The organism is Nocardia xishanensis NBRC 101358, assembly GCF_001613365.1.
GTDB lineage: Bacteria > Actinomycetota > Actinomycetes > Mycobacteriales > Mycobacteriaceae > Nocardia > Nocardia xishanensis.
Window position 1 is genome coordinate 138,381 of record NZ_BDCF01000015.1, and the last position, 21,460, is coordinate 159,840.

Sequence of the window (21,460 nt, forward strand, 5' to 3'; positions counted from 1 at the left end):
TCTCCCGGCCCTGCGGGTGCTGACCCCGGCACCCGCCTTGCTGCGCGGACTTGTTCGTGCCGCCGGTCAGCACCAGCGCCAGCAGCGGGCAGGCCGCTGCGGCCTGGAGCAGCAGGAGGCTGGCGGCAGGCAAGCCGGCCAGGACCAGTGCGGTGATCACAACGGCCACTGCGAGTGCATATATGGGTGCGTGACGGATGTTCATCGTGCTTCCTCGGGGCGGTTTCTCACTGCTGTGTCGGTGGTGTGATCAGGCCGTAGTCGCCGTCGTAGCGGTGGTAGAGCACGCTGCCCCGGTTCGACGCCCGGTCGCGGAAGAACACGAACGGCAGGCCGGTCAGCTCCAGACGCGCGACGGCGTCCTCGACATCGAGCGCCGGTGCGGGCGTCGGACTGACTGTGAACGACACAGCGCTCCGAGTCACGGATGCGGGACGCGGATCCACCTGCGCAAGGCGGTAACTTCTGTCTTCGCCGCGATACAACACGCTGTCGGCGTCGGTGCCGGATTCGGTGAACAGGTGGAAGTCGTAGTCCATGATCTCCATGTCGAACACGGCCTCGTCGCAGGTCTCGCCGAGCAGCGCATACGATTTGCGCCGCACGATCCGGCGCGGCTCAGCGGTGTCCCGAGCGCGTGGCAACAAGCCGCCTACGGTGCCACCGTGTCGACATTCGACCGATCGCGAACGGGACAGTTCCCCGTGCACTGCTCCTCCGTGCCGAGCCAACCGCTCGAGGCGTGTTCTCAACCGGGCAGCGAGCAGATCGATCGCTTCTCTGGTGGTCGCGGCAGCGACCTGGACCCGTACCGGTCGGCCGTTCATGTTCACATTCGCCTGCGCGACGATCGGGCGGGCCACCGCAGGGTCGGCGTGCCCGGTGATTCGCACCCGCATTCCGAGCAGCGGCTCGGGTGCGTAATCCAAAGCGGCGCTGATCTTCTCACGTGCGTAGTCGGCCGCTGCAGCCGAGACATGGTGCCCGATCGATATCCGTAGTGCCGCGTCCGTTGCGGTGCCTTTGCTCATGTGAACGACTCTGGCACCGATCCCGAAGCGGGGAGAGGGCCGAAAGTCCCGTCCAGCGTCCGCCGATGGCCCCATTGTCGGTGCGTCCGGAGGACCCGCCCGAAGGGCTTCTGGCACTGCGGTTTCGCTCGTCATCCGTGCACCGCCGGCCACCACGCTCTGGGCATTCCGGACGCCTTGGCGGTCGGGCGTGTCCTCGGCATGTCCCGGCAGCCTTGTCGTCATCGCTATAGAGGCAGCCGTTTTCGATTTCGGTGTTGGTTTGTTCATCGGCCTCATCCGGCGCGTATCTTCGTACGCTGAGAAGATGGCTGACGGAGGTGTATGGACATGATCAAGGTGTTCCTGGTAGACGACCACCACATCGTGCGGCGTGGCGTGGCCGACCTGATCGACGCCGAGCCCGATATCGACGTCGTCGGTGAAGCAGGCAGCGTGTCGCAGGCGATGGCTCGTATCCCCGCGCTGCAACCGGATGTTGCGGTGCTGGACGTGCGGTTGCCCGACGGCAACGGCATCGAGTTGTGCCGGGAGTTGCTGGACCAGCGGCCGGAGCTGCGCTGCCTGATTCTCACTTCGTTCACCGACGAGCAAGCCATGCTGGATGCGATCCTCGCCGGGGCCAGCGGTTATGTCGTCAAGGACATCGGAACGACCGATCTCGTCGACGCGATCCGGGATGTCGGGTCGGGTAAGTCGCTGCTGGACAACCGGGCCGCGGCCGCGTTGATGGCGAAATTGCGTGAAGAGGCCGAAGCCAAGACGGGGCCGCTGGCTGGGCTCACCGACCAGGAACGTGTCCTGCTGGGTCTGCTCGGTGAGGGACTGACGAACCGGCAAATCGCACAGCGAATGTTCTTGGCGGAGAAGACAGTGAAGAACTACGTGTCCCGGCTGCTGACGAAACTCGGCGTGGAACGGCGCACCCAGGCCGCCGTGCTGGCTTCCAAACTGAATACCTCCGACAACCGGGAGTGAGACCAGAAAGCGCGCCCGCCGTCGACCTGTGCACGGGGGAATGTTGTTGTTGCGGAGGGTCGAACGGCTCAGGCAGTTTCCGGCATGCACGACCTGTCGCCGAACAGCTGGCGGGCTGGCAGGAGAAGTTCCCTGACGTCCAGGTGACTCGCAAAGTCTCCGCCGCAGAGCCGGGTTACAGCTCCGGACGGGTTTGCCCCGTCATTGGTAATGCGCTTGGAAGGCCCGTGACATCACGCATGGACCGGGAAAAGCGCCTCCGCGAGTGATCGGCGTGTGGTGATCGTCGGCAGGTCCGCGCCGTCGGGAGCCTGACCGACTCGCAGGACGATCTGGGGGTGCGCGGAGTCGTCGAAGACATCGTGTCGCAGCTGAAGGCGTCTATCGGCGCTGTCGAGCGGCGCCGAAAGCGGGCAAGTGGCCAGTCCGATGTTGGCCGCGGTCAGCAGCACCGCGCTCATCGCCTCGCCAGCCCGAAGTTGCGCCAAGCGGTCATCGCCGGGTGTGGCGAGTACCAGCACGTCGGCGTGGTCGGGCCCCGCGGTCACGTCGGGTCCTGGGCCATCAACCGCATAGCCGCCCGCCCAGCGCTGGGTTGCCGCGCGTGGTTCGAAAGCCCGCCGGTCGCCGCTATGGTCGCGGAGCGGGCGAATCAGTGCACCCATGGCCGAGGCGCGTTCGGTCAACAGCCCGAGGTATCCCGGTGGGGCGATCCAGTCGCTGTAGTTCCTGCGGTCGCTGTGCCTGCGGGTGATCGCGGCGCTCATCGCGATGTCTTGCTTGGTAGGCCGCCGCGCCACTGCGGTAACGGCGGCCAAATGGTCCGGATTGTCCGAACTTGGCATCCGATGCACGATCGTGGCCCAACCCAGTGCGGCGAAGGCCACCGACAAATGGTGCAGTGCCGCCCCGCAGCCGAGCAGCTCATCACGTTGTCCGCCGCCGGTCACCGGCAGTGATCGTGTCCGATCCAGGTACAGGTGCAGGCCGTCCGCGGCGATCCGCCAGCGCCATGGCTGGAGGTTGTACCTCGACGGTGCGCGCAGCGCCAGCGCCAAGGCGGTGGCGACGGTGTCGTCGTCCGGTGCGCGGTCGTCCATCGGTGTCGTTGCCCTTCGTAGTCGATTGCTTTCCTCCACGATGCCGCGCCGCGGTCGGGGAAGGCAGGGCATGAGGACCCCTGATCAGCGGACTTCCGATGCTGATTCGACCGGGACTCGACACGTGCATACAGGCGGCATTCGCCGGCCGAATTCACGCCCGCCGCAGCGTGTGACCGTGGCCACTTCCCGTCTCCCCATCGGCCGTGATCAGGGCGCGGTCGGCCGTCGAGGTGGTCATGCTCACCGGCTGCCGTAGCGGTCGGCGGCGAGTCGGCGTGATCGCCTCGGCGCCGCAGAACCCGGCATGCGCGCCGACGGCGCCATCGCCGCTGCTGGCATCTCCATTGGCAGCGCCACGCTCTACGACCGACCGACCGACCGACCGACCGACCGGCCCGGTCGGCACGTGCGTGGTGACCACACTCTTCAACGCCCGCCGCCGAATCGACTTCGCGAGCACCGCGAGCGCCGAACTCCGCCAGCGCGCTATGCTGATCGGCCTGGGCGCCCACAGGCGCCGGACCGAGATCAGAGCCGCCGTAGTTCCGACACTCCCGATCTCCTCGGGATCGTGAGCATCTGGTGGTCGATCACTCGCGGCGACGGCAGATATGGGAAGCGTCGCGCTCGAGTTCGATGTGGGCGAGCTGTTCGCCCCAGCGGCGAGCGCGGTCGAGTTCGCCCGCGGTGAGCGGACCGGTCATCGCGTCGACCAGGAAGTCGGTGGGCTCACCGATGAGCTGGTAGCCCAGGCCGCGCAGGCGTCGTCCGATGCCGCGCGCCGCCGAGCCGGGCAGCCGGCGTGGGTGGGCGGCTTTGGTGCCGAACGCCGCCGCGCGGGCACCCTCGGGAACCGGTAGTGCGCTCTCGAGCCATTCGCGGATCCCGGTTTCCACTGCGACGGGGGCGCTGGTGCGGGTGGCGGCGTCGCGGCGGGTGCGGGGCCGGCTGAGCCCGAACGCGTGGGTCGGGCCGCCGACCACAAGCAGATCGACTGTCGGCTCGGGCAATTGGGCCGCAGTGGTGACGTCGACCACCTCCACGGTCGCGTGGATGCCTAGTCCTTGGGCGATCGCTTCGGCGATCGTCGCGGTGTTGCCGAACATCGACTCGTAGACGACGCGCGCTCTCATCGGTGTCTCCTTCACGCCTCGGGTTTCGCGGCTTTACCAGAACAGGACGCTACGGCGGGTGCTGCCCGCCTCGGCAGTGCCGAACCGCCACCCGGCAAAGGACTTTCGTCGCCGATCCAGCGGTGCACTACGATGCCGCGCCCGCGGGTCCAGGCACTTGGTGTCCGCGAAATCACCGCGGGGCATCGGAAGCCCATCCCAAAGGCCGTGCGCCTCGTTCCGCGTCCAGTCGGCGCCCAGCGAGCAACCTGTCGTCCCGGCCATGGCGCCGAGGGCAGGGTCGCTAGGCCCCCGCGCCGAGGACCTTCTTCTCTGCTCATGGATCCTCCCGCGGGTGATGCTCGATCCATGGGCCACAGCACCAGGGACAAGCGGACGACGGTGACGCAGTTCGAGTCATTTGCCTGGGACCGCTGTTGGACCGGCGTGGCGCGCCTGTGGGTGCGACGGCCATGGAACCCCAGCCCGTTGCTGCGTCCCGGCGACCGGCTCGACATCACGATCCGGGTCTTCGCGGTACTCGCCGGATTGCTCGCCGTACCGATCGCAGGCGCGCTGGCCACCACCACCTACTCCGATAATGCTCGTCAGATCGTGGCGGAGCGCGAAGTTGTCTCGCGCGTCGAGGCCCTGGTCATCACCGAGCCGGTGCAGACCGGGCCTTTCCGTTCGGAGGCGAGCGTGCAATGGGTCGCCAACGGCACGGCGGCGAACGCCCGAATCGTGGTGCCGCGCAGCATGTCACGCGGTGATCACTGCGCCGTCTGGCTGGGCAGCGACGGCGCCCCCACGTCGGAACCGCGCAGCCCCGAGGCCGCAGCGGTGGCCGGGATCGGTGTCGGCGCGGGTGTGCTGGCCGGTGCCTGGCTGGGGGTCTGGGGACTGGCCGCGGGCACCGGATGGCTGGTGGCGCGACGCCACAGCCGCCATTGGGATACGCGATGGCGGCAAATCAACCATCCGGTCAGGAAGGATCGCCGGTGACGCAGTGCAGTGACGGTGGGCGGCAGTGGTCGATGCCGGCACTGAGCCTGGGCGACACCAGCGAACGCTAGCCCAAGGTGAAGGTCCATCGTGTCGTGACTGCGACCGGCCCGTGCAATCGTCGGACACCCGATGAGGATCCGCCCAACGAGGTCGCGCGTATTCCACGGTGGGCGTGCTGTTTTCGCCGCCCTCGATGCGTCCGATGCACTGCGCGACTGGCGTGACCGGCCCGTACCGCTCAGGCGACCACGGCCGTACTCACGGCCAGGTAGACCAGAATCGACAACAAGTCCTGCACGATCGTTGCCAGCGGCCCTGATCCGAAGGCGGGGTCGATACCGAATTTGGCGAATGACCAGGGCAAAACCATCGCCACCACAGCCGCCGCCGAGCACGCGGCCAACAGCGACAACGAGACCGCCAGCGACACCGATGCATCGTGCCAGATCAGTAGCGTCACCGGGTAGGTGACCGCCGCGATCAGACATCCGATCATCAAGCCCGTCACCGCTTCCCGCCAGAGGATCTTCTCGATGCCGACCCCGACCGAGAGCCCGCGGATGACCAGCGACTCGGTCTGGGTTCCGACAGCGTCGGCGAGGTAGACGATGCCGGGAATGAAGAACGCGACCAGGACCTGTCTTTCCAGTTGGGCTTGGAACGCGTCCACCATCCCGGCCGCTAGCATCGCACCGGCCAAACCGACCAGCAGCCACGGCAGGCGATGCCACAGTCGACGTCCGATCGGTTCGGTACTTGCCTTCCGCGCACCCGCTGTCGAGGTCAAGTAGCCCGACAGGCGCGCGATGTCTTCATCGTGCTCCTCCAGCAACACCGAAAGCAGCCGTTGGGGGGGAATGACCCCGAGCCACCGTCGGTCTGCGTCCACGACGGCCAGCCCGGCTTCGTTGTGGCGCAGTGCTTTCCATACCGCCTGCTCCTGATCCTGGTGGCCGGCCACGGTGGGTGGGTCGGCATCCATCACCGCCGCGACTCGGCAACGCGGGTCGGCGGCGAGCAGGTTCTCGAGGGTGATGATGCCTTCCAGCCGAGGACCATCGCAGACCGCGACAACCGCGACGCTGGCGAACCGACGACCCTGCATTCCGGTGAGTACTTGCTCGACAGTGTCGCTGGGCGCGGCGGTCGGGACATCGCGACAGGCGTGCGCGGCAGCCGTCGTCAGCAGCGCTGCCGCATCTTTTCTCCGGCCCACCGGCATGCCGCGCCTGACCATTGCCGCGCCGTCAGTCCGCATCGGGGGCAGACAGCGAATCCACGACCGGACGGCGGGTAGTGACCGCTCGCCGCTCGACGGGCCTTGTCTCGACGAGTGGGCGCGGCTTTTCCACGGCGGGAGGCACCGACGGCCGGTCGGTGAGGTCGGTGAAGGATGACTGGGGACGAGGTCCGCGAAGCGTATTCATGAATCCTGCTGGTTGGCTCGGTTCCGATGTCTTGATTCGAGTATCTGCGCTCGCGGTACGGGCTGATCGAGGCCGGGTGCGGGCACCGGGCCGCCCATTCCGGCGCCGTAGGTCGTCCGCGGGCACCAGCCGGCGCGCGGCTTTGTGCGCGGCCCATCGCATTGCGGCCAAGTGGAGTCGTCGACGCCGATCGGGCGCTTCGAGCGCAGGATCACCGACGAACGTCTCGAGCTGGATCGGTAGGCGTCGACCAGTCGTCGGTCGGCGACGGCTGGGTGATATCGCCGGCCCGGCCCGGCATGACAGGTGTGCGCTCGGCGCGTTGCTTGATGCCGTGCAACATCTTCCGCTCCATCACCAGGCTGCCTGGTTCCATGACGAGAGCGTAGAGGAATTTGCCGAGTGGTGAAGCGGCAGGACGTCGGATGCGGTTCCGGCTGACCAACCGGGTGCCCTCCGGGGTCCGGTACAGGCCGAACGACCAGATCCAATCGCCGTCGTCGGAGGCGAACACCAATGCGCGGTTGGGCTCGATGATTTGTGCGCGCATCCGTGGACCGGTGCTGCCGAGCGCGAGCGTGTCTCCCACGGAAAGATCTTGGAATTGCGGCAAAATCGTATTCGCACTGTGCATATCGAGGCCGAGCAGGTTCTCGATCCAGTCGTACGTGTAAGCGCCCCCGCGTCCCGGCCCGATCTGTATCAGCCATGGCCAGACTGCGGCGGGTTCGGCCGCGACGGTCACGGCTCTGGTCGCGAGGAGTTCCGGATGTGGGAGGAATTCGTCGCCGGGCATGGGCCGCGCAACTTCTTCGGCTGTGGCACCCCAGTTCAGGCATTTACTTCGCCAGAGCCGGAGATACCCGGTCGCCAGTACGGTCATGACCGCGGCGGCCGCCCCCGCCGCGGCCGCGGTCTTTCGCGCCGCCATCACGGTTTGCGGCTCGTCAGATAGGTCGTGATCACGACCATCAGCGCGAAAACAACGGCGATGATCACCGCCGCGACAGGCCAAGTCATGGTTGTTCCTTTCCGTTGCCAGGTGTGTCACGCGGGGACCGCGAGGCCAGTCGAACCAGGCGCGCTGTGGCGGGCCCTATGCCGGTGCAGCCGATAGGCCAGGACGCAGACGGCGACTCCGAGCGCCCCGAAGACCGGCTGCAGCCAGTGAAACTGGCCGATGACGAAGGGTTGGACCACGATCCAACTCACGAGCAGCAGACCGCCGCCGATGCCGACCGGTGTGGCACGGGAGTCGCATCGCAGCGTCAGTGCGGCGGTAGTCGACATCGGCACGCCGACCAGCAGCGTCAGCATGGCCGCGGCGAAGGCGGGACTCGCGAACAGGAGACGGACGCCGGCCTCGTTCCCGAGGCCGGCGCCACCACCGACAAGACCGATCGCTCCTGCGAAAGCGCAAAATGCGGCATACGCCGTCGCGCCGACCAGTGATGCCCTCAAGGCGCGATCGGTCTGACGTTCACTCAGCGAAGACATGCTTGCTCCCACCGATCGGCGTTCGCCCCAAGGGTCTTCTCGGCGAGCAGCCTATGGGTGTGCCATCCCGTGCGCAGCAGTGCGACGGCGCCGGCGCAGTAGAGCGCGAGCGCCATATAGACCAGCACGTTGCCGTAATCACGCGTCCACAGCGGCAATCGAGGAAGTTCGACCACGGCGGCGGCCAGCAAGACACATCCCCCCGCGATGGACGGATGAGCCAATGCTGCGGCGACCGGATCGAATGCTGGGCGGTGACGATGCAGGGGCATGCATCGAGTCTCGCGAAAGCACACGCATCCCCGTGAGGGCCGCACTGCCCTTCCCGGCGGGACCAACGTACACCGCTCGGAAGGACCGGGGGCGATCATGTGACGCCGGCTGCCCACACTCCGATCGAACAGCGCTCACGCTCAGTGCGTCGGCTTCCTTACGCAGTGGCTTGCCGCGCGGTCGACACCCTTGCGCGTGGTCCGCGACCGCTGACGCCGGTGATCACCGATCCGCGGAGGCGGCCTGCGTCTCGACACAGGCGACGGCGGCGTCGAGCGCCGCCTCCAGCGGTGCGGGTTCGCGCTGAGCCCGGGAGACGAGCATGCCGCCCTCGTAGGCGGTGACGACGACGAGCGCCAAGCGCTCGATATCGGTGTCCTCGCGCAGTTCTCCCGCATCGCGCATCGCGGTGAGGCCATCGGCCACGGCGGCGGTGAGGCGGCGTAATCCGGCGGCCACCAGTTCGAGGAGTTCCGGATCGGTATCGGGGATGTCCTCGGCGAACGAGGCCAGCGGACACCCGGTGCGACAGCCGGTCGCGCGCGCCGCCGCGACCACCGCATCCCGCCATGCGCGCAGATCGTGCAGCGAGCGCATCTCGAGCAGCCACTTGTTGGCGACAACGACCTCCGTACTGGATTGAATGACCGCCGCCAGCAGGTCCCGTTTGTTGTCGAAGTAGTGATAGAGCTGCGAGGCGCTGACGCCCGCCTCGTGCTGGATCGCCTCCATCGTGGTGCCGTGCGTGCCGTTCGCGAGCATCAGGCGTGCGGCGGCGTCGACGATCCGGGCGCGGCTACGCAGTCCTTTGGCGGTCAGGGTGTCGGCGGACGCGGGCATCGGGGTTCTCCGGACTCGATTTTGGTATTGCCATTCCATTCTGCGCTCTGAGAATGAGAGTAATGGACACAACGAATCCATTGGCGGTCCCGCCGGCTTCGACCGCGCTGGTCACCGGAGCGACGAGCGGTATCGGGTTCTCGGTCGGTCGCGCGCTGGCGGGGCTCGGCTGGACCGTACTGGTGCACGGGCGCAGCGCGGAGCGTGCGGGGGAGGCGGCAGCGCGCATGGGCGACGTGCCCGGCGGTCTGATTCCCGTCGATGCCGACCTCGAAACACGGTCGGGGGTGCGGCGACTAATCGATCAGGTGCACCGCGCCGCACCGGACGGTCTCGGCGTCCTGGTCAACAACGCGGGCGCCGCGTTCGATCGGCGCGGCCTCACCGCGGACGGCGTCGAACGGACCGTGGCCGTCAATCACCTGGCGGCCGCAGGACTTGCCCACGGCCTGGAATCGATCCTGAAACCGATTGGCGGACAGCGTCATTCACTACCACGGTTGATCATGATGACCTCATATCTGGAAGCGCGGGCCCGCCCGATCGAGGACTGGGCATTGCCGGGGGAGTGGACGCAGATGCGCGCGTACGCGTCGAGCAAACTCGCCAACCTCGCCTATACCTACGCGCTGGCCGAGAGGTGGCGTGACCGGATCGAGGTATACGCGGTGGATCCGGGGGCGGTGCGCACGGGATTCCAACGCAGCGCGGGCGGTCCGCTGCACCTGATCGGCCTCCTCGGCGCACCGTTGATGACCTCGCCGGAGCGGCCCGCGCGCACGGTGGTCGCGACGGCCACCCGACCCGCCCACTCGAGCGGCAGCTATATCCGTGCGGTCCGCGCCGTGGACACCGGACGCCCGAAGCTGTCCTCGGCCCGCTCTCGCGATCGCGCCTACCAACGCGACGTCTACGACGCCACCCAGCGTTTCCTGAGCGGCTAGAGCGAATCTGGCGCGACGATCAGCGCGGTTGATGTAATCCCGCGACAAGAAGCTTCACCAGTGCGCGCGCGTCGTAGCGGGGGTCGCTTTCGGCGCCGATGCAGAGGTTTCCGATGCCGCGCATGAGCTGGTAGGCATCGAGCCCCGAGCGGATCTCGCCGCACGCGGCGGCGGCGTCGAGAAGCTGGGCGCATACCGGCAAGAGGCGGTCGAGGAAGTAGTCGTGCAACGCCTCGAAGCCGGTGCTGTCGGCCTGGAGTGCGGCCGCGAGGCCGTGCTTGGTGACCAGGAAATCGACGAAGAGTTCGACCCACCGTGCGAGGGCGGCGTGGGCGGTCGGGCAGGTCGCCAGCAGTTCCGGGCCGGCTTCGGCACAGGCGTCGACCTGGTGGCGGTAGACGGCGATGACGAGATCCGCCCGGGTAGGGAAATGGCGGTAGATCGTGCCCACCCCGACACCGGCTTCGGCGGCGATGTCGCGGACTGGCACGTCGACGCCCGAGGTGACGAAGAGCGCCGCGGCCGCGTCCAGCAGGGTCTGCTGGTTGCGGCGGGCGTCCTTGCGTTTGGGTCCGGCCGCGCTGTCGCGCGAGCTGCTGTCGTCCACCGGGGCTCTCCTTCCGGGTCATTGCAAACCGGAACCGTGTTCCGTATTGTATCGGAACCACGTTCCGTTTCATTCACAATGCCATATCGGGAGGCCTTCCATGTTCGCTGCGAACATCACGGTGATCTCCGCGAAGCCGGTTGTCCTGCCCGCGCCAGGGCGCGGGGCGGATCTTCAGGTCCGTGTGTCCGCTCCCGCGGCCGTTGGCGATCTGCCTGTCGTCGTCTTCTCGCACGGTTTCGGATGGTCGATGGACGGCTACGCCCCGCTGGCGGATTTCTGGGCCGCGCACGGCTTCGTGGTCGTTCAGCCGACTCACCTGGACTCCAGGACGCTCGCGCTCGCCGCCGAAGATCCTCGTACGCCACGGATTTGGCGCTATCGCATCGAGGACCTCACGCGCGTGCTGGACGGACTCGACACGCTGGAAGCAACCGTGCCGGGCCTGCACGGGCGCCTCGACCGCGACCGCATCGCCGTGGCAGGCCACTCCTGGGGAGCCCAGACGGCGAGCACGCTGCTCGGCGCGCGGGTCCTCGATTCCGACGGCGTGCCAGGAGAAGACATGTCCGACCCACGCGTCAAGGCGGGCGTGCTGCTCTCCCTGCCCGGGCTGGGCGAGGATCTGACCCCGTTCGCCGCCCAGCACTTCCCCTTCATGAAGCCGTCATTCGACGCCATGACCACGCAGGCCCTCATCGTTGCCGGAGACCACGACCAGTCCCATTTGTCCACGCGCGGACCGGACTGGTTCACCGACTCCTACGTCTACAGCCCGGGAAACAAGAGCCTGCTCACCCTGTTCGGCGCAGAGCACTCACTCGGCGGCATCGCCGGGCACCAGGTCACTGAGACCACCGACGAGAATCCCGCCCGTGTCGGCCTGCTGCGACAGCTCACCACCGCGTACCTGCGTAGCGCTCTCTTCCCCGGCGACACCAGCTGGAAGTCGGCGGCCACGGCCATGGAGACAGACCCCCACCCGCTCGGGAAGCTGCAGAGCAAGTAAGAGATTCATTGCTGCAGAAACGGTCTCGCCATGAGCCGCGTTCTGGTGCGCCGGAGGCGCGGGGGTAACTCACTCTCGCGGGGGAGCGGGCCATCGTCCCCGGGAGTGAGGTGGTGGGTCGGGCGGCGCGGAAGACTGGCCCGGTGAGGTTGTGTGAGGTGGGTGCGGCCGCGGCGGGTCATGTCGACGCGGTGATCGGGAGGGCGCGGCGCTGCCCGTCGTGGGCCGTCGATGCGGTGCTGACGGTGGTGGTGACCGTGGCCAGCGTCGGGCCCGCGGTGGTCGCGCGGGCGCCGTGGTGGATTGTGGCGCTTTCGGTGCTGGCGTCGGCGCCGGTGTGGTGGCGACGTCGCGCCCCGATTCTCGCGCTGTGCCTGATCGGCCCGGCGATTACGGTGCTGGCCTGCGCGCATGCCATGCCCGCGCTGCCGTACGGCACCATAGTCTGCGTCTACGCCATCGCGGCCTACAGCCCGTCACGGCTCCGGCGCGGTGCGCTGACCGCCGTCGGGATCGGCGTGCTGGTCTCGCTGGTGCTGCCGAAGGAGAGCCCGGATTCGTATGGGTACGCGGCGATGTCGTTCGTGACCGCGTGGGCGCTCGGCACCGGAGTGCGGGCCAGGCGGGACCGGATCGCGATGCTGGAGGAGCGGGCGCGGCGGCTGGAGGAGGAGCGGATCGCGGCGGTCGACCGGGAGCGGTTGCGCATCGCCCGAGATATGCACGACATCGTCACCCATTCGGTGGGCGTGATGATTCTGCAAGCCGAGACCGGATCGCTGTTCACCCGCGCCGATCCGGCCCGCGCGGACGCGATCTTCGACGGCATCGCGGAGGCGGGCCGGACTGCGCTGCACCAGCTTCGGCACAGTCTCGGTGCGCTACGCGGCGAAGCCGCCGATCCGCCACACCAACCCGGCATCGAGGCGATACCCGATCTGGTCGAGCTGGCCCGGCGCGGCGGACTCACCGCGTCGTTCGACGAGCGCGGTGCGCGGCGCGCGGTGCGCGGCGAGATCGCGGTCACCGCGTATCGCGTGGTGCAGGAGGCGCTGACGAACACCATGAAGCATGCCCGCGCCGACAGTGTGCGGGTGTCGCTGCACTGGGGCGACGAGCATCTCCGGATCCGGGTGGCCGACTACGGGATCAGCGGCGACGCGGGTCGGCACAGCGAAGTGCGCGTCGGCATCGGTCGATTCGAGGGACGAGGACTGATCGGCATGCGGGAGCGGGTGGTCGGCTGCGGCGGAACACTGTGGCACGGGCCCGTGCCCGACGGATTCGTTGTGAATGCCGAACTGCCACTGGGAGAGGGTGTTTGACGATGCGCGTGTTGGTGGTCGACGACCAGGATCTGTTCCGCGCCGGATTTCGGCTCATCCTCGAGGCCCAGCCGGACATCACCGTGGTGGGCGAGGCGGTCGATGGCGGGCAGGCCGTCGACCTCGCCATCGAGCTCGCGCCGGACGTGGTGGTCATGGATGTGCGAATGCCCCGCGTCGACGGGGTGGCCGCGACCGCCCGGATCTGCGCGGAGACCTCGGCGAGGGTCTTGGTGATGACCATGTTCGACCTCGACGAATACGTCTACGCCGCACTGCGTGCCGGTGCCAGCGGATTCCTGCTCAAGGACCTGCGCCGCGACGAGTTGGTCGACGCGGTGCGCGTCGTCGCCGCGGGTGAGGCGTTGCTCGCACCGACGGTGACCCGCCGCCTCATCTCGGACCTGGCTCAGCGCGGCCACGCGCGCCCCGAATTGGCGGGGCGATTGGCGGAATTGACCGAGCGCGAACGCGATACGCTGCGCCACCTCGCCCGCGGCCAGTCCAATGCCGAGCTCGCCGCCGCCCTGGTGGTCAGTGAGCACACGGTGAAAACCCATGTGAGCTCGGTGCTTTCGAAGCTCCGCTTGCGTGATCGCGTGCAGGCGGTGGTCTTCGCTTACGAGGCCGGACTGGTCGTTCCCGGTCGACCGGACTGAGTGACCGGCCGGCCATCGAGCGCCCGGTCGGGAGGGCTTGGGCCTCCGCGGGAGTGACATCGACTTCGCTCCCGACGGCGATGTGGTTCTTCGACCGGACGACGAACATCGGACCGGTTCGAATCGATCACTCGAAAGGATCCACGCGTGAAGTCTTGGGCGATCGTCGCCGCGGCCACAGTGTCGTCAGCGGTGCTATGGCATTTCGGCACCGGCCTCCATCCGTTGGCGGGGTTGGTGGTGCTGGCGCCGATACCGGTGCTGCTGATCGCGCCTCGAGTGTCGGCGGGTACCGCCTTCCTCGCCGGGGCGCTGTCGCGCCTGGGCGGTGAACTGCAACTGTGGTCGTATTTCGTCGACACCCTCGAGCAGCCGGCGCCGGTGACAGCGCTACTGCTCGGCGGCACCGCGGTAGCGTTCGGCGCGGCAGTGGCATTGACCGGGGCGCTGCTGGTGCGCGGGCGAATAACGTTGGCGGCGTTGGCGCTTCCGGCGGTATGGGTTGTTCTGGAATACCTGCTGGCGGTTCTCGGACCGTTCGGCGCGTGGTGGAGTATCGCCTATACCCAGGCCGATGTGCTGCCGCTGATCCAGACGGCGGCGTTGACCGGTCCGTGGGGCATCACCTTCCTGATCCTGCTGGTGCCCGCAACCATCGGAGGGTTGACCGCCCCGCGGGCGACCCGGGTGCAGCGGCTGCGGGTCGGCGGCGGGGTCGCGGTGCTGCTCATCGCGGTCGCCGCATTCGGGTGGTCGCGCTTGGTCGCTCCGCACGGTCCGGATTCGACGCGGGTCGGACTGCTCGCCGTGTCGCAACCGGAAGACTATGTGCCGGTCGATACTCCGGACGGCCGCGACATGATCGAGCGCGTGGCACGGGAGATCGAACGTCTCGCCGATCATGGCGCGCAGATCGTCGTGCTGCCCGAGAAAGCTTGGCGTGCCGACGAACACACGCTACCGCTGCTGGCCGAGCCACTCGCGGAACTGGCGCACCGCCGCGGCATTCACATCATCGCCGGACTGGTGTTCACCCGTGCCGGCGACAGTGTGAACGCCGCGGTCGAATACCCGTCGGGCGTGGTCTATGCCAAGCACTACCTGATCCCGGGGCTGGAGGACGAACTGCGTCCGGGCACCGAGTGGCGGCGGGTGCCGGGCACGCCGTGGGCCCTCGCGGTCTGCTTCGACCTCGACCGCCCGAGCCTGGTCCGGGAGAACGTCCGCCGCGGTGCCGAACTGCTGCTCGTGCCCGCCCTCGATTTCACCGACGATGCCTGGCTGCACAGCAGGATGGCGGTGCTGCGTGGTGTCGAATCGGGTGTCGGGGTTGCGCGGGCGCCGCAGTTGGGTCAGCTGGTTGCCAGCGACGACCGCGGTCGCGTGCTGGGCACGGAGCGCACCGGCGTCACCGTGACCCGCTCGGTCGTCGCGTCTATTCCCCGGCCTGCGGGACGCACGCTCTACGCGCGCTGCGGCGATTGGTTCGCGTGGACTTCGGCGGTGCTGTGCGCGGTGGCGGTGGCCGGAGTCCTGACTCGCCGATCCAGCAGCTGATGCTGGTGCGGCCCGCGATCCGAAAGACCTGGGCTATGGCTGGTTTCGTGCTGAGTCCTCGACGAGCGATCGGTGGTCAGGACGGATCGGCTGGTCGATCCTGTGGGCAGCCGGGTATCGGCCCGTCGGGGACAGCGACCGCCCGCCCGCTTTCGGCGGGAAGACCGGCCGCGATGCCGTTGAGCACGTGGGCGAGCCCATATCGGAAGCGTTGCTCGGGTGGCAGATGCGGCACTCGAGCCTGCTCGATCGAACGCGTGAACATCGGATACCGCCCGGAAACGACGACCTCGGCGACATATGGCCCGACGTAACCACTCATCCATTGGGCCATGTCCATCCCGGTGCGCCTGGCCTGTTCCAGCCATCCGATCTCCCGATGGACGGCGCTGTGCGCGTAGTCGCTCAACATCCCTATCAGGCTGGCGATTTCGTCGATGTCCAGTCCGAAGCCGTCGAGCGCGGACATGGCGAACTCTTGCACGCGCAGGGAGTTCGGGCCCAGGGTCGGTCGTCTGTTCGCCAGGGCGATCTGCCAGGGGTGACGCAAACCAACCGCGCGTGTTTGCTCGGCGACGAGCGTCAAGTCTTCGCGCCAGTTCCCACTCGGCTGCGCGGGAAGGGCGATCTCACCCACGACGGCGTCGATCATGAGGTCGATCAGGTCGTCCCTGCCTGCCACGTACCGGTACAGCGACATCGCCCCGGTGCCGAGCCCGGCGGCGATCCGCCGCATCGTCACGGCATCCAAGCCCTCCTCGTCAGCGACGGCGACCGCGGCTTGCGTGATCTGGGCCCGGTTGTAGCCGGGCCGCCGCCCGCGCCCTGTGCGTTCCAATTCCTCCGGGCGCATCCAGATCGTCGTGTTGTGCTGGCTCGACATGGACCTCCTCGTTCTCGCGTACATCGTACTTGAGTTCGGGACAGTATTTCGAGTACGTTGTACTCGAAATACTCCACTGGAGACGATAGGACCAGAGATGAATGCTCGACCTACAGTGAGCGACCCCGAGCGCGCCGACCGGGCTCACCAGGTGGCGACCGAGTTCGCCAAAGGGCTACAGCGAGCGAGCGACGCCGACGAATACGACTCCGCTTTCGCGGCGGATGTCCTGTGGGGCAGCCCTTTCGGTGCAAGCGTGACCAGATTCGCCGAGCTGAACGCGATCCATCACCGCCTGATGGCGGCAAAGGTGGCGCCGCCGTCACGGTTCGAGGTGGTCGCCGCTCTCGCTCCCGCGGCGTGGTGGTGACGCAGATTCGCAGGCAGGCCGCCGACGGTGACGGGTTCTCCGAAATGGCGATGTACGTGCTGGCCGAGCGTGACGGCCGGTGGTGGCTGGCGGCGGCGCAGAACACTCCCGTGGGAGTGTCACCGCTGGACAGCGCGGGCGCCGACCGCCCCGCGCGACCCGAGCAGGAGGACTGATCACCGTGCCATTGAGCGGAGAATACCAGCGCGGCACCGCTGGGTGGGCCGCGGACCAAGCCGAACGGATCATGGAATCAGGTGGCGCGCAAGGCACGACGATCATGGGCATGCCGGTGGTTCTGTTGACGACCATCGGCAACAAAACGGGAAAACTCCGCAAGACCCCGTTGATGCGAGTTGAGCACAATGGCGAATACGCTCTGGTCGCCTCGCTGGCCGGGGCGCCCAATCATCCGGTCTGGTACTACAACGTCATCGCCAACCCGCACGTCGAGTTGCAGGACGGCACCGTCGCCAACGACTACACCGCACGCGAGGTCTTCGGCGAGGAAAAGGCGTTGTGGTGGGAGCGCGCCATCGCCGCCTTCCCCAACTATGCCGACTACCAGCGCAAAACCACACGCCAGATCCCGGTCATCGTCCTGACCCCGCGCTAGCGAATCTGCGCTCTGTCCGTGGCCGCAGCTGCGGCCACGGAGACTCCGAGGGGGCGCGAACTCCCGTTCTGAACCGTCAGTACGGCAACCTCCTCGGGGCGCAGGGATTCGGGAGGGCCGACATCGTGGCCAGATCGCAGATGCCGCCGGTCAGCATCTGAAACGGGGTGACGCCGAGGAGCACGATGATTCCGATGAGGTCGCCACGCCCGAGGAATTCCACGGCCGAGCGCGCCGCCGCGGATCCGGAGTCCACCGCCGACGAGCCGGTTCCGGCGTCGGCGGCCACCGGCGCGAAGGCCGGAGCAGAGCTGGGTTCGGCCGTCGCAGCGGCCGCGGTGCCGACCAGGCTTGCCACCGCGATCGAGGCGGAGGCAAGGCGAAGGGTAGTGCGCATCATCGCGCTCCTTTGTTGGTGATTGGACTTTCGGTCATCGGGTTCGCGGCGATGTCGTCGGCCAGCGGCGACACTGCCGCAATGATCTGGGCCACCAGTTCCGGCGACACTCCCGCGGCAGTCATGGCATCGGTCAGGTGGCCCGCGACGAGGCCGAAGTGATGCCGGGTGATGCCGCGGCCTTGATGGACCTGTTTCATCGAGGCGCCGGTGTAGGGGTCGGGTCCGCCGAGGGCGGCAGTGAAGAACTCGACCTGCCGGCCTTTCATGCGGGACATGTTCGTGCCGGTGAAGAACGGGCTCAGCGCCTCGTCGGCCAGGACGCGCGCGTAGAGGTCTTCGACGACCGTCTCCAAGGCTTCTCGGCCGCCGATCCGCTCATAGATCGACGCGGCCTCGGACGTTTCCGGCGTGGGCTCGAAAGATGATGGTGCAGACATGGTTCGAGTACGTGCTCGGCGTTCAGCGCGGCGGCAGGTTCATGTCGCGGTTCATCATCGGAAGTTCGATGCTGATCGGCATCCGCAGTTCGGCCAGATAGACCAGGGCGGCTTTGCGGAGGAATTCGTCGAGGAGCCAGTAGGGATCCGCTGCCGGCGGGACAGCGGTGAGCAGGCCCTCACGCACGGCGATGAAGGGGCCCCAGCTGAACCGGAGCAGCGGGTCCCAGATCGGCTCCCTCGGGATGGACAGCCCGTCGGCGACCTTGTCGCCGAGCAAGAATCGGGTGAACGCGCCGAGGACAGGTTTGCTGAGGAGTGCGAAATCGATGTTGGCGCCGAGTCCGAGCAGCCGGTCGGCGAGCTTGGCGCCCTCGGGCGTCGGCGCGATGATGGGATCGAGGACCTGCGCCGCTTGGGAATTGGCTTCGGGCCACGAATTGGGGATGTATTCGTCGCGGACACCGAGCATGTGCGCGGCCACCTGCCATGAGTGCAGGAACGCCTCCGATTCGTGCGGCGGGATCGGCACCTTCCAGGCGGTTAGGTGCTTCATGACGGTCGTGGGCAGGCTGTGCCAGGTGACCATGATGTCGTTCTGGCTGATCGGAATTTCTTCCTCGGCGGAGTGCACCCAGTGCGGGGACTGCGGCAGCAGATGCCGCACCGCCGCATGGACGAGCCGCGTTTTGACGCAGGTGACGACCATCTCCCCATCGGGGGCGTAGGCGTTCGCGCTGCCGATGTCATACCCGAGTTTGGCGGTTTTGGAGATGCGGTCCTTGAGGTCTTGACCGCCTTTGGAGTAGTAGACCGCTCGCGCCTCCTTGGGAATGACGGTACTCATCATGCCGCTGGCGAACCCGTAGAGCACGCCGAGATACAGTCCCCGCTTCTTGTTGAACTCGATCGCGGTACCCAGCTTGGCTCGATCGGTCCACTGCGGTAGCTGACGCGCGTACTCCATGAAATCCCGCAGCTCCGGCGGCAATCCGTCGGGCAAAGGCTGCCCGTTCCTGGTCCACGTCCGCAACAACTCGTTGACCCGGGGGACTTCGCCCCTGTCGATCAATCCGGCGACCAACTCGTCGGCCTCGGGATCCCACACCGTCATCGGGTCGGCGCCGGCACCGTATCCCGCCACCGAGCCCTGCGGTGACCAGGTCCACGGCTCCGCCCGCGCGGGCGAAACGATCGCCAAGGCGCCGAGCGCCCCCAGGATCCCGCTGGTTTTCAACGCATTACGCCTGTTGAGTCCATCCATGACGTCACTCCTCATCGAGTACGAGCACACCCCGATCCCGCGGCGAGCGGCCGATGCGCCAGGTCGCGAGGATTGAGGAATGATTAGTAACTTAACACCTCGAGAGCGCACTGTCCGCGTTTTGCTCAACGTGCGTTCCATGTGTGCTGTTCGACCCGACGTAAGTGGGTTCGACCGCGTTGTATCTGGTTGTATTCCCCGGTCCTAGCGCGTCACCGACGGCTTCGCCGCACTCGGTGATGGCGCAACGGTGCCGCCTGACGAAGGGTGGCCTCGGCGCGTGCATTGAGCAATCTACAGATAATGAAGAGTAACTTCTTGCTGCTTGGCGACGAGGTCGCCGCCTGCACTGGTCGGCTCGCCCCGCCACTGTGGGCGCTCCGCATCGGCGACTTCGCCACGCCCGCACCCGCCAAGGGCTCCGCGGCGTCCTCGACGGCGTGAACAGCGCGTCCCGGATATCGAGGCCAGGTGGCGACGGCAACGGTTCGGGCATCGGAATTGGACTTGTACGCATGGCCTTACGGAACAGGGATGCGGCCACGTCGGCCCCGGGCCTGGCCACGCGTACGCCACGCTCCGGCTACCAGGACGATCCACCGCGGGTCAGGATTCGTCGAAACCGGCAACTGGCAGGCGGCACGGCCGCACTGTTACGGATGCACGCGAACGGCTACATCCAGTGCACCTGCGATGACTGGAAAATTCAATTGCCGGAGGTGCCGGCCGTGGTTCGGCGAGCGGCATCTGTGCCCGTCTTACGACTTCGATTCATTCGCGGCAGTAGCGGATCCGGTGTTCGATGCCGGACGCATCCTTTCCAGACACCGAGGCCATAGGCCAGCTGGTCCAGGATGTACAGCAGCACCCCGCGGGGGCCTTGGCCGCCGCGAAGGATGGCCACGATGGGCGGAAGGTAGGTGGCCGCGAGCATCACCCGGCCTCGGCGGCTGAGCAGTGCTGCCGGCCACCACACTCGCCGGGTCGCGTCGGCGAGTTGACGGGCCTGTGCGTATTGGCCGGATGCCGCGACACTCAACGCGACACCCGCGGGCACGCCGCGCCGGTGTAGGCGCTGCGCTGTCCGGGCCGTCGCGAGGAGGGTGAACGCTGTCGCGACCAGCGGATGCCCCGTGGCGGCGGCAACGTATTGCGGGACGGCGGAAGCCGGCAGATAGGCACAGTGCAGTAGCCGTGGATGTCGTTGTGCGAGAGGGGCGGCGGAGGTGCCGTAGTCGAATCGTTGACGTAACCACGCCGAAACGGTGTGACGGGGCTCGTGCTCGACTATCGAATTGGGTTGGTAGCGAATGGTGTGCCCGGCGTCGAGCAGCCGCCACACGAGGTCGACGTCTTCGCCGTAACGCATCGTTTCGTCGAATCCGCCCACGGCTTCCAGAACGTCTCGTCGGACGACGAGGGCTGCGGTGGGTACGTACCGCACGCGCCCGTCCGGCCGCACGATGGCCTCCTCGGGTCCCATATCCAGGCTGGATCGTTCGGCTTCGTATCGACCGAGGGGGCCGGTGACGAGCGACCGGACGCGAGGCGCGACCGCTGCGATCGCAGGGTCGTCGAACAGCGGCAGTACGGAGCTCAACCAACCGGCCGCGGGGACGGTATCGGAGTCGAGGAATGCCACCAGGGGAGTACAGGCGTGCCGCCAGCCACTGTTTCGTGCGGCGGCGGGACCGCGAGGGTGATCGTGGCGGATGGTTGCCGTCGCGAGCGGGGGAGAGGAGCCATCGTCGACAACGATGCGCTCGGGGATGCCGCCGGACGCGGCGAGCAGGCGACCGATGCCCGCCGCGTTGTCCTTCACCGGAACGACAAGTGTCACATCATCATTCGTGAACCCGCCGGGGCCGGGCACCGGGTGCACGATTCCCGCGTCCAGCATCCGCCGAGCCAGCGCTTGCTCCCCGGGACCGCCTCCCACCGGTGCTCCGGACAGCCACGCACCGAAGCGGTCCGCTCCGCCGGGGCCGAGGACCAGCAGTTGGAGCGGCGCTCCGCCGAGCACGACTCGCCCGCCGCGAAACAGTCGCGTGCGGCGGTCGAGTTGCACGGTGGCGATCACCGCGGGAGACGGTCCCGAGTCCATGGGGAACAGCAGCCGG

Annotated in this window: 25 protein-coding genes; 11 read left to right on the forward strand and 14 right to left on the reverse strand. The window is 67.6% G+C overall.

What is annotated here, in order from left to right; genetic code table 11:
* Nucleotides 1–227: 227 nt before the first annotated feature.
* Nucleotides 228–1,301: a ribosome hibernation promotion factor gene (locus NX1_RS14705; RefSeq protein WP_245668508.1), complete on the reverse strand. Its 1,074-nt coding sequence runs from the start codon at nucleotides 1,299–1,301 to the stop codon at nucleotides 228–230.
* A 60-nt stretch (nucleotides 1,302–1,361) separates the two neighbouring features.
* On the opposite strand from NX1_RS14705, the gene NX1_RS14710 reads away from it, so the two are divergent.
* Complete coding sequence (locus tag NX1_RS14710; protein WP_068058794.1) at nucleotides 1,362–2,009, forward strand: response regulator transcription factor; 648 nt, start codon at nucleotides 1,362–1,364, stop codon at nucleotides 2,007–2,009.
* A 233-nt stretch (nucleotides 2,010–2,242) separates the two neighbouring features.
* Here the strand turns inward: NX1_RS14710 and NX1_RS14715 are convergent, their stop codons facing one another.
* Both NX1_RS14715 and NX1_RS14725 read right to left on the reverse strand, forming a co-directional pair.
* Nucleotides 2,243–3,109 carry a nitroreductase family protein gene (locus NX1_RS14715; RefSeq protein ID WP_068058716.1) on the reverse strand — a complete coding sequence of 289 codons (867 nt, stop codon included), beginning with the start codon at nucleotides 3,107–3,109 and terminating at the stop codon, nucleotides 2,243–2,245.
* Between the two features lie 593 nt (nucleotides 3,110–3,702).
* Nucleotides 3,703–4,245, reverse strand: coding sequence for a flavodoxin family protein (locus tag NX1_RS14725; RefSeq protein WP_068058720.1), 543 nt, complete (start codon nucleotides 4,243–4,245; stop codon nucleotides 3,703–3,705).
* Between the two features lie 348 nt (nucleotides 4,246–4,593).
* Between NX1_RS14725 and NX1_RS14730 the strand changes: the two genes are divergently transcribed.
* Entirely contained in the window at nucleotides 4,594–5,229 is a 636-nt protein-coding gene (locus NX1_RS14730; RefSeq protein WP_068058722.1) for an Rv1733c family protein, read from the forward strand.
* 241 nt (nucleotides 5,230–5,470) lie between these two features.
* Here NX1_RS14730 and NX1_RS14735 read toward each other — a convergent pair whose 3' ends face one another.
* The 5 genes from NX1_RS14735 to NX1_RS14755 all read right to left on the reverse strand — a co-directional run bounded on the left by NX1_RS14735 (nucleotide 5,471) and on the right by NX1_RS14755 (nucleotide 9,269).
* Nucleotides 5,471–6,490, reverse strand: a complete 1,020-nt coding sequence (locus NX1_RS14735) for a magnesium transporter (protein ID WP_307650744.1) — start codon at nucleotides 6,488–6,490, stop codon at nucleotides 5,471–5,473.
* A 380-nt stretch (nucleotides 6,491–6,870) separates the two neighbouring features.
* Nucleotides 6,871–7,710, reverse strand: a complete 840-nt coding sequence (locus tag NX1_RS14740; protein WP_174555484.1) for an SRPBCC family protein — start codon at nucleotides 7,708–7,710, stop codon at nucleotides 6,871–6,873.
* Complete coding sequence (locus tag NX1_RS14745) at nucleotides 7,707–8,156, reverse strand: hypothetical protein (protein WP_068058726.1); 450 nt, start codon at nucleotides 8,154–8,156, stop codon at nucleotides 7,707–7,709. The genes NX1_RS14740 and NX1_RS14745 overlap by 4 nt, the downstream gene beginning before the upstream one ends.
* Nucleotides 8,144–8,428, reverse strand: coding sequence for a hypothetical protein (locus NX1_RS14750; protein WP_157119748.1), 285 nt, complete (start codon nucleotides 8,426–8,428; stop codon nucleotides 8,144–8,146). Before NX1_RS14750 ends, NX1_RS14745 begins: the two co-directional genes overlap by 13 nt.
* 223 nt (nucleotides 8,429–8,651) lie before the next feature.
* Complete coding sequence (locus tag NX1_RS14755) at nucleotides 8,652–9,269, reverse strand: TetR/AcrR family transcriptional regulator (protein ID WP_068058730.1); 618 nt, start codon at nucleotides 9,267–9,269, stop codon at nucleotides 8,652–8,654.
* A 62-nt stretch (nucleotides 9,270–9,331) separates the two neighbouring features.
* Between NX1_RS14755 and NX1_RS14760 the strand changes: the two genes are divergently transcribed.
* Entirely contained in the window at nucleotides 9,332–10,213 is an 882-nt protein-coding gene (locus tag NX1_RS14760) for an SDR family NAD(P)-dependent oxidoreductase (protein WP_068058732.1), read from the forward strand.
* Nucleotides 10,214–10,232: 19 nt separating this feature from the next.
* Here the strand turns inward: NX1_RS14760 and NX1_RS14765 are convergent, their stop codons facing one another.
* Nucleotides 10,233–10,820: a TetR/AcrR family transcriptional regulator gene (locus NX1_RS14765; RefSeq protein WP_068058734.1), complete on the reverse strand. Its 588-nt coding sequence runs from the start codon at nucleotides 10,818–10,820 to the stop codon at nucleotides 10,233–10,235.
* A 100-nt stretch (nucleotides 10,821–10,920) separates the two neighbouring features.
* Here NX1_RS14765 and NX1_RS14770 point away from each other — a divergent pair, with 100 nt between their 5' ends.
* From NX1_RS14770 to NX1_RS14785, 4 genes are all read left to right on the forward strand, one after another.
* The gene (locus NX1_RS14770) at nucleotides 10,921–11,829 is read left to right on the forward strand and encodes an alpha/beta hydrolase family protein (protein ID WP_068058736.1); all 909 of its coding nucleotides are present in this window, start codon (nucleotides 10,921–10,923) and stop codon (nucleotides 11,827–11,829) included.
* Nucleotides 11,830–11,987: 158 nt separating this feature from the next.
* Entirely contained in the window at nucleotides 11,988–13,154 is a 1,167-nt protein-coding gene (locus NX1_RS14775) for a sensor histidine kinase (protein WP_084501437.1), read from the forward strand.
* Nucleotides 13,151–13,813, forward strand: a complete 663-nt coding sequence (locus NX1_RS14780; RefSeq protein ID WP_218024129.1) for a response regulator — start codon at nucleotides 13,151–13,153, stop codon at nucleotides 13,811–13,813. The genes NX1_RS14775 and NX1_RS14780 overlap by 4 nt, the downstream gene beginning before the upstream one ends.
* 147 nt (nucleotides 13,814–13,960) lie before the next feature.
* Nucleotides 13,961–15,370 carry a nitrilase-related carbon-nitrogen hydrolase gene (locus NX1_RS14785; RefSeq protein ID WP_068058740.1) on the forward strand — a complete coding sequence of 470 codons (1,410 nt, stop codon included), beginning with the start codon at nucleotides 13,961–13,963 and terminating at the stop codon, nucleotides 15,368–15,370.
* A 76-nt stretch (nucleotides 15,371–15,446) separates the two neighbouring features.
* On the opposite strand, the gene NX1_RS14790 is transcribed toward NX1_RS14785, so the two are convergent.
* Nucleotides 15,447–16,253, reverse strand: coding sequence for a TetR/AcrR family transcriptional regulator (locus tag NX1_RS14790; RefSeq protein ID WP_068058742.1), 807 nt, complete (start codon nucleotides 16,251–16,253; stop codon nucleotides 15,447–15,449).
* 115 nt (nucleotides 16,254–16,368) lie between these two features.
* Here NX1_RS14790 and NX1_RS37985 point away from each other — a divergent pair, with 115 nt between their 5' ends.
* From NX1_RS37985 to NX1_RS14800, 3 genes are read left to right on the forward strand one after another with little or no spacing between them, the layout of a single operon-like run.
* Nucleotides 16,369–16,623 (forward strand): hypothetical protein, encoded by a 255-nt coding sequence (locus NX1_RS37985; protein WP_245668509.1) that lies wholly within the window; start codon nucleotides 16,369–16,371, stop codon nucleotides 16,621–16,623.
* Complete coding sequence (locus NX1_RS37990) at nucleotides 16,620–16,799, forward strand: hypothetical protein (protein ID WP_245668510.1); 180 nt, start codon at nucleotides 16,620–16,622, stop codon at nucleotides 16,797–16,799. Before NX1_RS37985 ends, NX1_RS37990 begins: the two co-directional genes overlap by 4 nt.
* Before the next feature lie 5 nt (nucleotides 16,800–16,804).
* Nucleotides 16,805–17,239, forward strand: a complete 435-nt coding sequence (locus tag NX1_RS14800; protein ID WP_068058744.1) for a nitroreductase family deazaflavin-dependent oxidoreductase — start codon at nucleotides 16,805–16,807, stop codon at nucleotides 17,237–17,239.
* Nucleotides 17,240–17,315: 76 nt separating this feature from the next.
* Here the strand turns inward: NX1_RS14800 and NX1_RS14805 are convergent, their stop codons facing one another.
* The 3 genes from NX1_RS14805 to NX1_RS14815 are packed head-to-tail and all read right to left on the reverse strand — an operon-like array spanning nucleotide 17,316 to nucleotide 19,340.
* The gene (locus tag NX1_RS14805; protein WP_157119750.1) at nucleotides 17,316–17,636 is read right to left on the reverse strand and encodes a hypothetical protein; all 321 of its coding nucleotides are present in this window, start codon (nucleotides 17,634–17,636) and stop codon (nucleotides 17,316–17,318) included.
* Nucleotides 17,636–18,076 carry a group I truncated hemoglobin gene (locus tag NX1_RS14810; RefSeq protein ID WP_068058748.1) on the reverse strand — a complete coding sequence of 147 codons (441 nt, stop codon included), beginning with the start codon at nucleotides 18,074–18,076 and terminating at the stop codon, nucleotides 17,636–17,638. Before NX1_RS14810 ends, NX1_RS14805 begins: the two co-directional genes overlap by 1 nt.
* Nucleotides 18,077–18,098: 22 nt before the next feature.
* Nucleotides 18,099–19,340: an oxygenase MpaB family protein gene (locus NX1_RS14815; RefSeq protein ID WP_068058749.1), complete on the reverse strand. Its 1,242-nt coding sequence runs from the start codon at nucleotides 19,338–19,340 to the stop codon at nucleotides 18,099–18,101.
* Nucleotides 19,341–19,643: 303 nt separating this feature from the next.
* On the opposite strand from NX1_RS14815, the gene NX1_RS36265 reads away from it, so the two are divergent.
* Nucleotides 19,644–19,784 (forward strand): hypothetical protein, encoded by a 141-nt coding sequence (locus NX1_RS36265; RefSeq protein WP_157119751.1) that lies wholly within the window; start codon nucleotides 19,644–19,646, stop codon nucleotides 19,782–19,784.
* A 262-nt stretch (nucleotides 19,785–20,046) separates the two neighbouring features.
* Here NX1_RS36265 and mftF read toward each other — a convergent pair whose 3' ends face one another.
* Complete coding sequence (gene mftF / locus NX1_RS14820; protein ID WP_068058751.1) at nucleotides 20,047–21,444, reverse strand: mycofactocin biosynthesis glycosyltransferase MftF; 1,398 nt, start codon at nucleotides 21,442–21,444, stop codon at nucleotides 20,047–20,049.
* Nucleotides 21,445–21,460 lie beyond the last annotated feature (16 nt).